General features: G+C 69.8%; 13 protein-coding genes. 7 read left to right on the forward strand and 6 right to left on the reverse strand.

What is annotated here, in order from left to right:
• Window positions 1-85 precede the first annotated feature (85 nt).
• Entirely contained in the window at window positions 86-1,153 is a 1,068-nt protein-coding gene (locus EPO52_RS09195; RefSeq protein WP_290805047.1) for a zinc-binding alcohol dehydrogenase family protein, read from the forward strand.
• Window positions 1,153-1,797 carry an NAD(P)H-binding protein gene (locus EPO52_RS09200; protein WP_290805050.1) on the forward strand — a complete coding sequence of 215 codons (645 nt, stop codon included), beginning with the start codon at window positions 1,153-1,155 and terminating at the stop codon, window positions 1,795-1,797. Before EPO52_RS09195 ends, EPO52_RS09200 begins: the two co-directional genes overlap by 1 nt.
• Window positions 1,798-1,833: 36 nt before the next feature.
• Here the strand turns inward: EPO52_RS09200 and EPO52_RS09205 are convergent, their stop codons facing one another.
• Both EPO52_RS09205 and EPO52_RS09210 read right to left on the reverse strand, forming a co-directional pair.
• Window positions 1,834-2,208 (reverse strand): SHOCT domain-containing protein, encoded by a 375-nt coding sequence (locus EPO52_RS09205; protein WP_290805053.1) that lies wholly within the window; start codon window positions 2,206-2,208, stop codon window positions 1,834-1,836.
• Between the two features lie 74 nt (window positions 2,209-2,282).
• Entirely contained in the window at window positions 2,283-2,708 is a 426-nt protein-coding gene (locus EPO52_RS09210) for a DUF6325 family protein (RefSeq protein WP_290805055.1), read from the reverse strand.
• A 113-nt stretch (window positions 2,709-2,821) separates the two neighbouring features.
• Between EPO52_RS09210 and EPO52_RS09215 the strand changes: the two genes are divergently transcribed.
• On the forward strand, window positions 2,822-4,144 hold the full coding sequence (locus EPO52_RS09215; protein ID WP_290805058.1) for an MATE family efflux transporter: 1,323 nt from the start codon (window positions 2,822-2,824) through the stop codon (window positions 4,142-4,144).
• 119 nt (window positions 4,145-4,263) lie between these two features.
• On the opposite strand, the gene EPO52_RS09220 is transcribed toward EPO52_RS09215, so the two are convergent.
• Window positions 4,264-5,103, reverse strand: coding sequence for an MBL fold metallo-hydrolase (locus EPO52_RS09220; RefSeq protein ID WP_290805061.1), 840 nt, complete (start codon window positions 5,101-5,103; stop codon window positions 4,264-4,266).
• 71 nt (window positions 5,104-5,174) lie between these two features.
• On the reverse strand, window positions 5,175-6,314 hold the full coding sequence (locus EPO52_RS09225) for a LacI family DNA-binding transcriptional regulator (RefSeq protein WP_290805064.1): 1,140 nt from the start codon (window positions 6,312-6,314) through the stop codon (window positions 5,175-5,177).
• A gap of 63 nt (window positions 6,315-6,377) precedes the next feature.
• Here EPO52_RS09225 and EPO52_RS09230 point away from each other — a divergent pair, with 63 nt between their 5' ends.
• From EPO52_RS09230 to EPO52_RS09240, 3 genes are all read left to right on the forward strand, one after another.
• Window positions 6,378-7,700: an MFS transporter gene (locus EPO52_RS09230; protein WP_363340078.1), complete on the forward strand. Its 1,323-nt coding sequence runs from the start codon at window positions 6,378-6,380 to the stop codon at window positions 7,698-7,700.
• A gap of 235 nt (window positions 7,701-7,935) precedes the next feature.
• Window positions 7,936-8,631, forward strand: coding sequence for an endonuclease NucS (gene nucS / locus EPO52_RS09235; RefSeq protein ID WP_290805069.1), 696 nt, complete (start codon window positions 7,936-7,938; stop codon window positions 8,629-8,631).
• A gap of 558 nt (window positions 8,632-9,189) precedes the next feature.
• Entirely contained in the window at window positions 9,190-9,588 is a 399-nt protein-coding gene (locus EPO52_RS09240; protein ID WP_290805072.1) for an SseB family protein, read from the forward strand.
• A 124-nt stretch (window positions 9,589-9,712) separates the two neighbouring features.
• On the opposite strand, the gene EPO52_RS09245 is transcribed toward EPO52_RS09240, so the two are convergent.
• Complete coding sequence (locus EPO52_RS09245; protein WP_290805075.1) at window positions 9,713-10,900, reverse strand: SLC13 family permease; 1,188 nt, start codon at window positions 10,898-10,900, stop codon at window positions 9,713-9,715.
• Window positions 10,901-11,006: 106 nt separating this feature from the next.
• Here EPO52_RS09245 and EPO52_RS09250 point away from each other — a divergent pair, with 106 nt between their 5' ends.
• Complete coding sequence (locus EPO52_RS09250) at window positions 11,007-11,678, forward strand: HAD hydrolase-like protein (RefSeq protein ID WP_290805078.1); 672 nt, start codon at window positions 11,007-11,009, stop codon at window positions 11,676-11,678.
• 130 nt (window positions 11,679-11,808) lie between these two features.
• Here EPO52_RS09250 and EPO52_RS09255 read toward each other — a convergent pair whose 3' ends face one another.
• Entirely contained in the window at window positions 11,809-12,834 is a 1,026-nt protein-coding gene (locus EPO52_RS09255; protein ID WP_290805080.1) for a choice-of-anchor D domain-containing protein, read from the reverse strand.
• Window positions 12,835-12,997: the final 163 nt, after the last annotated feature.

Below are 12,997 nucleotides of genomic sequence, written 5' to 3' on the forward strand. Positions count from 1 at the left end.
GTGACGACACGACCTGTCATGACGATGAGGAGTCCGAGATGACCACGCGAACCAGCACCTACCCACCCCCTGCGGGTGTGCGACCGTGAGCGGCGGCAACGAAGCGCTGTGGCTCGACGCCCGGGGTCGGTTCGAGGTGCGAGAGGCCGGCCGGCCGTCACCGGGGCCGGGCCAGGTCGTCGTGCGGGTGCGATCGGTGGCGGTCAACCCGGTCGATGCGATCCCCGCCCCGTTCCGCCGCCTGGTCACGCCGTGGGTGCGGTATCCGACGGTGATCGGCACCGATGTCGCCGGTGAGATCGCCGCTGTGGGCGAGGGTGTGACGCGATTCCGCATCGGCGATCGGGTCGTGGGCTTCGCGGCCGGCCAGGAGCGACCCCGCAACACCCCCTCGGAGGGCGGGTTCCAGCGCTACGTCACGGTCTTGGAGCGCGTGTGCACCGGGATCCCCGACGCCGTGTCCTTCGAGCGGGCTTCGGTTCTCCCGCTGGCGCTCTCGACGGCCGCCGCGGGACTGTACGAAGAGGATCAGCTCGCGTTGCCGTTCCCGGGTTCCACGCCGCCTGTCCGCGACGAGGTCGTGCTGGTGTGGGGAGCATCCACCAGCGTCGGAACCAACGCCGTCCAGCTCGCGCGGGCCAGCGGCTACGCCGTCGTCGCGACCGCCGGGCGCCACAACCACGACCTCGTGCGGTCGCTCGGAGCGGAGGCGGTCTTCGACTACCGCGACCGCGACGTGCACCTCGAGGTCATCGACGCCGTGGGTGGTCGTCAGCTCGCGGGCACGATCGCCATCGGGAGCGGCTCCCTGACGCATGCGCTCCGCGTCGTCCGCGGCACCGAGGGAGACAAGCGGATCGCATCCGCCTACCCCGATCCGATCACGCGGTTGCGGGCACTCCTGGAGCGAACCCGCGGCATCCGGGTGACCAGCATCTGGGGCGGAACCCCCGTGGTGTCGCCGGTCGGTCCGGCCATCTTCCGCGACTTCCTCCCCGAGGCACTGGCCTCCGGGCGATTCCGGCCGGCACCTGAGCCGCGACTCTCCGGCGTCGGCCTCTCGCAGATACCCGGGGCGCTGGCCGAGCTCCGCGCGGGCGTCTCCGCGGCCAAGCTCATCGTCACCATCGATCCGGAGGTACAGACATCGTGATGGTTCAGAAGACCTTTCTCGTCTTCGGCGCGACCGGCCGAACGGGCCGGCACTTCACCTCGCTGGCACTGAACGAGGGTCACCGCGTCAGGGTTCTGGTACGCGACCCCGGCACGCTCGACCCCGCCACCCCGCATCTCGAGATCCACCGGGGATCGATCACCGACCCGATCGACCTCGACCGTCTCGTGCACGGCTCCGACTTCGTGGTCTCGCTCCTGGGCAATGCGCGCCTGCAGAAATCGCAGGAGATCAACACCGCCTTCGTGCGTCAGCTCGTGCCGGCCATGCGACGCCAGGGTGTCAAGCGGTTCCTGTATCAAGCGGGCGGTCTGAGCTCCCCGCCGGATCGCGCGCTGCCGCCGATTCTGCGGGCGATCAGGAGCACCGTGGCCCGCAGGCATCTCGGACAGCACAGAGACAACGAAGCCGTCATGCGCTACCTGGCCGAGGAGGCCGAGGACATCGAATGGATGGTGCACCGGGCAGGCATCGGCTCGGACGGGCCATCCAAAGGCGTGCTGGAGAGATCCAGCCGGAAGGTGAGCATCGCCACCTTCCGCGACTGCGCGTCCTACGACTACCGGATCCTCACGGATGCGAGCGCCATCCACACTTGCGACGTCAGCGCCTACCGCCCGTAGCTGCGGCGGGCGCGGTCGGGCGGGTGGTCGCTCGCGTCAGGCGAGCAGCTTGGCCTTGGCCGCCGTGAACTCGTCGTCGGTGAGGATGCCCTGCTCCTTGAGCGCGGCGAGTTTCTGGAGCTCGGCGATGATGTCCACCCCACCGGCCGGGCCCGCCTGCGCCGGCGCGACCAGGGGCGGGGCCACCGGAGCCGCGGGGGTCTGCGCCGCGACGGCCGCGGCCGCAGCCGCGTCGATCTGCGCCTGCTGCTGCTGGGCGGCCCAGGCCTCCTGCTGCTGCTCTTCCTGCGACTTCTGCTGCTGGCGGCGCTGCATGCCGCCGCTCACCGCACTTGCGGTTCCGGCCACCACGGCGGTGCGGGCGGCGAGGCCGAGGAGGCCGGGTCGGCCCATTCTTCTGAATCCGGGCATTTCATAACTCCTCTGGGTACGTCTCGGGGTGATGCGGGGGTGCGACGGATGCCGCGCGGGTGTCGTCGAGGCAGCTACTCGGCGATGAGCGCGAGAACCTCGTTGACCACGGGCGCCGGGATGCGCTCCGTGCTGATAACGGCGCCACGGCCGGCGGCGAGCTTCGACGCGAGCGACTTCGCCCACACCAGCTCCACCACGAGCAGTGCGGCCGAGGAACCGGCGGGGATATCGGCGGCGAGCTCCTCCACGTCGTCGACCGAGGCCAGTCCCGTGGCCTCGAGCACGAGTTCGCCGAAGCCGATCGCGTCTCCGGCGTCTTCGAGTTCGAGCACCTCCAGGTCGCCCTCGGGCGACTTCGTGACGAAGAGCAGATCGAGCAGGCGCACGGCGCCGGAATCGATGACCTCTTCGAAGGCCTGCACGATCTCGGGCCCGGGGCGCTCGCCCTCGAACCCCACGAGGATCAGCTCGACCGGACCATAGGTGAATTCAGCCATCTCGGCCTCTCGTGTTCAGGTCGGCTCTGCGGCTGCGGGACAGCGCATCCGGGTCGACGATTCGCACGTTACCAGTCGGCCGAGTCACCGCACCACCGTTCTAGGCTGAGCAGGTGCTGACGATCGATCGCGACATCCTTCGCCTCTCGGTTCCGGCGCTGGGGGCGCTCGTCGCCGAGCCGCTCTTCCTCCTCACCGACACCGCTCTCGTGGGTCATCTCGGCGAGGATCCGCTGGCCGGCCTGGGCATCGCGAGCGCCGTTCTGCAGACCATCGTGGGGCTGCTCATCTTCCTCGCCTACGCGACCACCCCCGCGGTCGCCCGCCGACTCGGCGCCGGTGACACCCCGGGTGCCGTCAAAGCCGGCATCGACGGGATGTGGCTCGCGCTCGGTGTGGGGATCGTGCTGGCTCTCGTGGCGTGGCCGCTCGCGGGAGCCGTCATCCGGCTGTTCGGATCGACACCGGCCGTGGAGGCGGAGGCCACGACGTACCTCACGCTCTCGCTGATCGGGCTGCCCGCGATGCTCGTGGTGATCGCGGCCACCGGCCTGTTGCGCGGACTGCAGGACACCCGCACCCCCCTCGTGGTGGCGGTGACCGGATTCGCGGCCAACGCACTCCTCAATGCCGTGCTGATCTACGGCGCCGGGTGGGGGATCGCGGGTTCTGCGATCGGCACGGTTCTCGCCCAGTGGGGGATGGCGGCGGTGTACGTGGTGATCGCGGTGCGGGCCGCCCGTGCCCAGCGCATCTCGCTGCGGCCCGCCCTCGACGGCGTCTCGGGCGCGGCCACCGCCGGAGGGTGGCTGTTCGTGCGCACCGCGTCACTGCGGGCGGCCCTCCTGGCCTCGGTGGTGGTGGCGTCGTCGCTCGGCGTGACGCAGCTGGCCGCGTTCCAGATCGCGATGACGATCTTCACGACGTCGGCGTTCATGCTCGACGCGCTCGCGATCGCGGGGCAGGCACTGGTGGGGCACGGCCTCGGCGCATCGGATGTGCCCCGTGTGCACGCGGTGACCCGACGGCTCATCCGCTGGGGCCTGTTGTCGGGCGTGGTGCTCGGCGCGGTGCTCGCCGTTCTGGCACCGTTCGCGGGGCCGGTGTTCAGCCCGTCGCCCGAGGTGCAGCAGGCGGTGTCGGCGACTCTGCTGCTGATGGCGGCGGGGATTCCACTGGCCGGGTTCGTGTTCGTGCTCGACGGGGTGCTGATCGGAGCGGGTGATGCTCGATATCTCGCGTTGACGGGGATCGTGAACCTCGCGATGTATGCGCCGCTGCTCGCCGCGGTGGCGGTGCTGCAGCCCTCCGGGGTGGCCGGGCTGCTCTGGCTCTGGGCGGCGTTCGGCTTCGGGTACATCGGGGCGCGGGCGCTCACGCTGGGGCTGAGGGCGCGCGGATCGCGGTGGATCGTGACGGGCGCCCCGGCCACCTGACCCCCTCCTCCGCACGGCCCCTCCCGGATCGACGGAGAATTCGGCGTGCAGCGGAGCACGACGGAGCCTTAATCCGTCATTGCCCGCGACATCCGTCGACACCCGGGCGGCGCTGGCCGTCAGATCGGGATGCGGGCGCCCGGCTCGGCGACGGTGATCGGGCCGTCGTAGCACGCGGATGCTCGGGCGCGCGCCTCGGCCGGTGACACGGTGTCGGCGATGTGGGTGAGCACGAGGTGGCGTGCGCCCGACGTGGTGGCCGTGCGGCCGGTGTCTTCGGGGGTGTGGTGAGCGGGTGCATCCGTGCCGGCGGCCTCGGATGTCGCGTAGCCCGCCTCGACCAGCAGCAGGTCGGCGTTCTCGGCGATCTCCTCGAGCGAGAGGCAGGGGGCGGAGTCGCCCGAGTAGGCGAAGCGGCGCAGGCCTTCATCGACGGTGAGCCCGAACGCGGGCACACCGTGCTGCACCGGGCCCCACGAGAGCGCGAGTGGCCCGACGCGGGCCTCGCCGAACCCGCTCAGTGGGCGGAAGTCGAACACCCGCGGCAACTCGTCGACCGAGTTCGGGCCGAGGAAGGCCCCGAGTCGCTCGAGCAGCCCCTCGGGACCGAACAGAGGAATCGGATGCGCCGGCCGCAGCTCGGCGAACCGGAGCGCATAGTAGGCCACGAGGAGATCGGCGGAGTGGTCGGCGTGGCGGTGGGAGATCCAGATGGCGTCGAGCTCGGGGAGGGTCGTGTGGCGCTGGAGCTCGGCGAGCGTGCCGGTTCCGGCGTCGATCCAGATCGTGGTGAGGCGCTCCGGCTGCGCGGGCGCCGCACCCGCGCCGGTTGCGCCCGCTTCCCCGCCGGCAGCCCCCGCGCCGTGCGCACCGCCCGCTCCGCTCTGCAGCAGGTAGCCGGAGCAGGCATTGCCCGGTCGCGGGTAAGGAGTCGCGGTTCCGAGCACAGTGAGCAGCATCCCCCCATTCTCCCGCGTTCCCACGCTCCCGCCGGACCCCTCGGCCACCGCGATCGAGGTACGGCGGGATGCTAGCGAGCGGTCGACGCCGCCCCCGTGGTGTCTCCGATGTGGAACTCGCACTCGAAGTGCGCGGACGCGACGGGACGGCCCGCGAGCAACTCGGTCACGGCGAGGCCCGCGGCGCGGCCCTTCTCCGCGGCGGGCTGGCGCATGGTGGTGAGGTCGACTCCGGCGAGGCCGTCGATGCGCACGCCGTCGAATCCGGTGACGCTGAGATCGTCGGGCACGCGCAGTCCGCGCTCGGCGGCCACCTGCAGCACACCGACCGCGAGCAGGTCGCTCTGCGCGATGATCGCCGTGGGGTGCGCCGCGAGCACGGTCGTGGCACCCTCCCCGCCGGCTGCGTCCGAGGCGGGCGAATCAGGCAGCGCCGCCGCGACCGCCGCATCCGCTGCCGCGAAGAGTTCGCGTCCCGCCCGCACCCCGTCGTCGACGAGGTTGAAGCCCGCGGAGTAGGCCACCGCATCCGGGAACACCCGCCGCACACCCTCCAGCCGATCAGCGGTCACCGCCGCGGTGATGCCGGCCTCCCGTTCGGGCGTGATGAGACCGATGGTGCGCGAGACATCCGTGCCCAGCGTCACGACACCCACGCTGCGGTGGCCGAGGTCGTGAAGGTGACGCGCCAGGGTCTCGGATGCGGCCGCGTTGTCGAGCCCCACATCCACGACGCCGTCGCGCGCTCCACCCTCGATCGACACGATCGGTACGCCGCGGCGGCCGAGCGAGTCGACGACACGGTCGAAGACGGGGGTGCATCCCATCAGCACGGCCGCGTCGATCGCCGCCGACTGGATGCCCGTGCCCACGGCACCGGTCTCGGTAAGCAGGAGCAGGCCGTTGCTGTCGAGGCCCAGGCCTTCGGCGATGCCGTCGAGGGTCTGCACGTTCACGGGGTCACGGAACGCGTTGAGCAGGCTCTCGTCGAACACGATGCCCACGACCCCGGATCGGCCCTGCCGGAGCGATCGAGCCCGCGGGTCGGGGCCGCCGTAGCCGAGGTCGGATGCCGCGGCCATCACCCGCTCGCGCGTCGCCTCCGAGACGGGGCCCGCCCCGCTGAACGCGAGTGATGCCGTGGATCGCGACACCCCCGCCCGCTCGGCGACGTCGAGCAACGTGGCACGTGCTTGCTCCGGGGCGCTCATGTTCGGTAGCGTAGTCGAATCGTTTCGATCGAATCGATTCGACCTCAGAGCTTTCTCGCCCGCATCACACGACGCCGACCCACGCCCCGCCCATCCACGATCGACCGGATCCCCGCCATGACCTCCACCCTCACCCGCCCGCAGCTCCACGCGTGGCGCAATGCGATCTTCGCGATCTTCGCGCTCAGCGGCCTGAGCATTGCCAGCTGGGTGGCACGCATCCCCTCGATCCGCGACAGCCTCGGCGTCGACACCGCCCAGATCGGTGCCCTCATCTTCGCCATGTCGGCCGGCGCCGTGCTCGGCCTCATCCTGTCTCCCCCGCTCATCAACCGCATCGGCGCTCGCGCGGGCATCGTCGTCACTCTCGTGGCGGCGGCGATCGGGCTCGCGATCGTCGGTCTAGGCGCGACGGTCATCGTGTCGCCCGCGGTCGTCGCCATCGGACTGTTCCTCTTCGGGCTCGGCAACGGCTGCGTCGACGTCATCCAGAACGTCGAGGGTGCCGCCGCCGAACGCGCCATCGGCAAGACCCTCCTGCCGCTCATGCACGCCTTCTTCAGCTTCGGCACGGTGGCGGGCGCAGCGCTCGGAGCACTGGCCTCGTTCCTCGAGATCGACGTCGCGGTGCATCTCGCGGTGATCTCGGTTCTCGTGGTGGTGAGCGCGCTCATCGCCATCCGCTTCGTGCCCGAGGGCGCCGAGGCCGAGTCGGATGAGAGCGCCCGCGCCGAGGCGGGGAACGCGGCCTCGGCCGACCCGAAGCCCTCCGTCGGCCAGCGGATGCGGGAGAGCCTTGCCGTCTGGAAAGACCCCCGCCTCATCGCGATCGGCCTCATCGTGCTCGGAATGGCATTCGCCGAAGGTTCCTCGAACGACTGGTTGGCACTCGCCATGGTCGACGGCCACGGCCAGGACAACACCGTCGGCGCCCTCGTCTTCGGCGTCTTCACCGTCGCGATGACGGTCGGGCGCGTGGTCGGTGGCCCCCTCCTCGACCGCTTCGGCCGCGTCCCGGTGCTGCGGGCCGGAGCCGCGCTCACCGTCATCGGTCTGCTGGCGTTCATCTTCGCCCCCGTGTTCTGGCTCGCCGTCGTGGGCGCAATCCTCTGGGGTCTGGGCTGCTCCCTCGGCTTCCCGGTCGGCATGTCGGCCGCGGCCGACGCCGACAACCCGAAGCTCTCGGCTGCCCGCGTGAGCATGGTGGCCATCATCGGCTACGCCGCGTTCCTCGTGGGCCCGCCGGTGCTCGGGGTGCTCGGCCACGCCTTCGGCATCCTGAACGCGCTGCTCGTGGTGCTGGTGCTCGTCGTGGTGGCCGGCCTCGCGTCGCCGGCGGCCCGTGAGCGGATGCGACGCCCCGCCGTTCCGGCCGCCCGCGAGTAACCGCCCCCCCCCCGCCCCGAGCAGCCCACCCACCCCGAGTAACCGCCTCCCCCTCCCAGCAGCCCCTGCGACCCGCCCACCCGAGTAGCCACAACAGCCCCTCGAGTTGCCACAAGATGTGGCAACTCGGACGTGCAGCCCACACTTTCTGGCAACTCGAACGCCGAGCGCGCGAGCTCAGTCAGGTCGAGCGCCCCCGCACCACCCGTCGTGCCCGCGGCGCTACGCTCTACTGGTGCGTCTCGTCATTGCCACCTGTTCCGTCGACTACGCCGGCCGGCTCAGTGCCCACCTGCCGCTCGCGCAACGTCTGCTGATGCTGAAGAACGACGGCAGCATCCTGGTGCACTCCGACGGCGGTTCGTACAAGCCGCTCAACTGGATGAGCCCGCCGTGCACGCTCACGGTGCTCGAACCGGATGCCGACCAGGTCGAGGCCGGTATCACCGAGCTCTGGAAGGTCACGCAGAAGAAGACCGACGACGTGCTCGTCGTGTCGATCCACGAGGTGCTGCACGACTCCTCGCACGAGCTCGGCATCGACCCGGGGCTCGTCAAAGACGGTGTCGAGGCCCACCTGCAGAAGCTGCTCGCCGAGCAGATCACCCTTCTCGGCGACGGGCACACGCTGGTTCGGCGGGAGTACATGACCGCGATCGGGCCGGTCGACATCCTCGCGCGGGATGCGGCCGGGGCCGCAGTGGCCGTCGAGATCAAGCGTCGCGGCGACATCGACGGCGTCGAGCAGCTCACGCGCTACCTGGAGCTGATGAACCGGGATCCGCACCTGACTCCGGTGCAGGGTGTGTTCGCGGCGCAGGAGATCAAGCCGCAGGCCCGCACCCTGGCCGAGGATCGCGGCATCCGCTGCCTCGTGCTCGACTACGACGCGATGCGCGGCCTCGACGACGCGGATTCGCGCCTGTTCTGATCCCCACCGCGTCGCGGCCTCTCCCCGACCGGCCACAAACCGCCGCCCCAAGCACCGAGTTGCCACAACTTGTGGCAACTGACCCGAGCCACTGGCACACACCCTCACCGACTTGCCACAAACCGCGGCCCCAAACACCCCGTTGCCACAACTTGTGGCAAGTGACCCGAGCCACCGGCACACCCGCCAACCGACTCGCCACAAAGTGCCGCCCCAAACACCCAATTGCCACAACATGTGGCAAGTACCCGAACCACTGGCACCCACCCGCGCCGACTCGCCACGAACCGCCGCCCCAAACACCCCGTTGCCACAACTTGTGGCAAGTGACCCGAACCACCGGCACACCCGCCAAACGACTCGCCACAAAGTGCCGCCCTAAACACCCAATTGCCACAACATGTGGCAAGTGACCCGAACCACTGGCACACACCCTCACCGACTTGCCACAAAGTGCCGCCCCAAGCACCGAGTTGCCACAACTTGTGGCAACCTGGCACGCGGCGGCCGCAGCAGGCGCGCTCGGCACGCGCATCCTGAGCCGCCTAGGCTGGAGGCGTGGCCAGTCGCGCACCCGCATTCCCCAAGACCTACTCGAACAGACCCCTGCGCAAGGCGCTCGAGACCTTCGCGGCCCTTCCCAATCGCGCCACCCTCGATGCCCTCCTCGGGGCGATGCGAACGGGCGGACTCGTGGTCGACATCACAGGAACAACGGATGCGGCCGACCCCCAGGTGCGCACCCTGCTCTCCACCGACGGCCAGCTCGTGCTGCCGCTGTTCACCTCGCTCACCGAGTTCCGGCTCGCGGTGCCGAAGGAGCAGCGGGCGGCGGCGAAGGCGATGTTCCTTCCCGCGAAGGATGCGCTGGCTCTCATCCACACCGCCGACTTCGCCGCCGTGCAGTTCGACGCCGGGAGTCTGGCGCAGATCGTGAAGCGCGACTTCGTGGCCTGACGCCACGGGCACACCCGCACGCCGCCGTCAGCGTCGCGATCCCCTGCGCCCGCGCCCGCGCATCCGCCGAGGCGTCAAGATCAGCCGCAAGATGCCCGGTTTGACGGGGATTCCGACCCTGCTGCTAGTGCGCGCCCGCCGTGACCGCGAGCGCGATCGTCGCAAGCGGCACGATCACGACGACCGCTACGACGCCGAGCCCCATGAATCGCGGCCAGGAGATCGTGACCCCGAGCGCCGTCATCCGCTGATGCCAGAGCAGTGTGGCGAGCGAGGCCCACGGGGTGACGAGAGGGCCGAGGTTCACGCCGATCAGCAGTGCGGTGAGACGGAGAGGGTCTCCGGCGAGGGGTTCCAGCACGAGGTACGCGGGGAGGTTGTTGATCGCGTTGGCGCCGAGAGCGCCGACGGCGGCGAGGTGGAGGAGGCTGAGAGGGTCGTCGCCCGATCCGGAGACCGCAGCGAGAAGATTCTCGAGTCCGTGGGCGTGGGCGGCCTCGACCAGCACGAAGAGGCCGAACGCGATGCCGATCGCCTGCCAGGGGATGAGCGTGGGCCGCAAGGCGGAGCGGTCGCGCACCAGGAATGCCCCGATGAGGAGCACGGCCGCGCCCGCCGCGACGATCCACACCTCGATGCCCGAGACGAGCAGAGGCAGCAGGATGGCGACCACCACGGCCGAGTAGATGAGCAGCGGCCGATCCGCGATCGGTGTGCGCTCGGGGGTGTCGTAGGCCCCGCGGAGGGATCGGCGGAACACGAACGTCAGGATGCCCGCGCTCACGACGACACCGACGAGCGCCGGGGCCCAGGTCACGGCGAGGAAGTCGGCAGCGGAGCCACTCCCGCCGAACGAGTCCGCCGCGAGCAGGTTCGTGAGGTTCGACACCGGGAGGAAGAGCGATGCCGTGTTGGCCAGCCACACCGTGGCGAGCGCGAACGGGATCGGCGAGACCCCGACGTGCAACGCCAGCAGCACGACAACGGGCGTGACGAGCACAGCGGTGGTGTCGAGCGAGAGGAACGCGGTGCTGACAACCGCCAGCAGGAGAACGAGCAACCAGAGCGCCACGACGCGCCCCCGTCCCCAACCCGCCATCCGCTCGGCGAGGAGCGTGAACACTCCGGCGGCGCTGGCCAGTTCGGCCACGATCGTGATGGCCACGACGAAGCCGAGAACCGGGCTCACCCGCGCGACGAGCGCGCCGAAGTCGGCGGAGGGGAGGATGCCGGTGAGCACCACGATGGCCGCGCCGATCAGGAGGACGACGGTGGCGATCGCGCTGAGTCGTCGGGCGGCGAAGGCGAGCATGATCGAGTGAGTCTATTCCGACTTGGTATCTCCGCATGTCCGTCCAGCATCCAGCCCGGCCCACCGCGTTTCAGGCGATGGCACCCCCGACCCTAGGATTGTTCGAGTGACTCGCCACAGCCCTGTCAAGCCCTGGTCCTGCATCCTCTTCGATCTCGACGGAACGATCACCGACTCCGCCCCCGGCATCATCGGCCGGCTGTCGCGCACGCTTGAGGCGATGGGTCGGCCGATCCCGGCTCCGACCGAACTCCTGGCCTTCGTCGGCCCACCGATCCTCGACGGTTTCCGCGATGTGGCCGACATGAACGAGGAGGAGGCCAAGGAGGCTCTGGGCGTGTACCGCGCCCTGGCTGCTTCGGAGGGCCCAGCGGATGATTCAGTGGTGTACCCGGGAATGCTCGGTCTGATCCGTGCCCTTCACGCGGCCGCGGTACCGCTTGCGTTGGCCACGTCGAAGGGCGAGTCGCAGGCGATCCGGATCATCGAGCACCTCGGCGTGACCGAGTGCTTCACGGTGATCTGCGGTTCGTCGGAAGACGAGACCCGCAGCGCCAAGAAGGATGTCGTCGAGGAGACACTCCGCCGCCTGCGCGAGCAGAGCATCGACCTCTCGAACCTCGTGATGGTGGGCGACCGCTCCCACGACATCGAGGGCGCCGCCCACCACGGCGTGCCGGCGATCATGGTCGAGTGGGGCTACGGGTCCCCTGCTGAAGCCTCGGGCGCCATCGCCATCGTGCACTCGGTCGACCAACTCCGCGAGAAGCTCCTCTAGCCCTCCGAGCGCTCGAGCTCGGGTACTCTGGCCCCTCCCGAACGCAAGACGGGGCACCCGGATGTTCCGGATGCCCCGCTCGACTCCCCGCCGACCATCGGCCCGCTTCCTGCCGGGCCCTCGGCGAGAATCAGCCCCGACGCGCCTTGCGGCGAGCGCTCCGCGCGATCGACAGCGCAACCCCACCCAGCGCGAGCGTCAGCGTGCCGAACCCGACCGCGAACGCAGGCCCGGCCCCGGTGTGCGCCAACTGCGGCGTGGTAGCGGCCGCCGCAGCACTAGCGGCAGGCTTCACCGCCGGTGTCGCGGGCGCCGCAGTCGTGGGCGTGGGCGTCGGCGTGGGAACGACCACCGGGTCGAGGGCCGCCGCCGCGATCACCCCGTCGACTGTGAGAGTGTCGGCGACATCTTCACCGGGGATGTAACGCGCTGTCACCGCGACGAGTCCACGGAAGGCATCGGTCTTGGCCAGTGGGGCGAATGTCACGCCGAAAGTCGCCTGCTCGTCGGCGGGGACGTAGCCACACGATGCACCCAACGACGACGACGTAACCTGGAAGTTGGGCAGTTCGGTGCCGACGATGTCGTAGAACATCACGTCAGCGGTACACAAGTACAGCGGCACCGAACCATCATTGCTGACGGTCAGCGTCTTGGTCGCCGATGCGCCAACTGTCACCGCCCCGAAGTCCAGAGTCACGGGATCGAGCGTGAAGTGGAGTGGGGAGGTCGACGTGGATTCCAAGCCGATGTGCAGGCTGGCGTTCTGGACATGGCTGCCATCCACCGCGGTCATGGTGAAGAAGACGGACTCCCCGGTGCGCCCCGGGGCACCCGCCGTGTAAGTGAGGGTGAGCGTGGCCGCCGCGCCCGGGAGGATGGTCTCACCGGTCATGCCTGTCCAGGAATCGAGATGCAGGGGCGCGATGAAAGTGGGCGGCGCAGGGAAGACAAGCGGATCGGTTCCGTCGTTGGTCAGCCGTACGACCTGCGTAACGGCCGTGCCTGTCTGCGCCACGAATTCGCTTCCATCGACATGGAAGGACAGCGGATCTCCCGGCGCTGCCGAGGCAGGCCCGGCCGCGAGACCCACCCCTATCAGAGCGGTTGTGAGCGCTGCCAGAACGCTGAAGACGAGACGGATTCGTGAGGACATAGCGCCAACGGTCTCGCGAAACCACGAGCCCCCGTTATGAGCAATCCCTACTCAATCCCCACCACCCACGAATCCCCACTCGAGATCCCTGCGGCTAAGCGATGGGTGACTTCTCCCTCGTTCCGACTCGTTATCGGCGGCACCCAGCTCCGCGAAAGCCTCC

The sequence above is a fragment of the Herbiconiux sp. genome, assembly GCF_004297105.1.
GTDB lineage: Bacteria > Actinomycetota > Actinomycetes > Actinomycetales > Microbacteriaceae > Herbiconiux.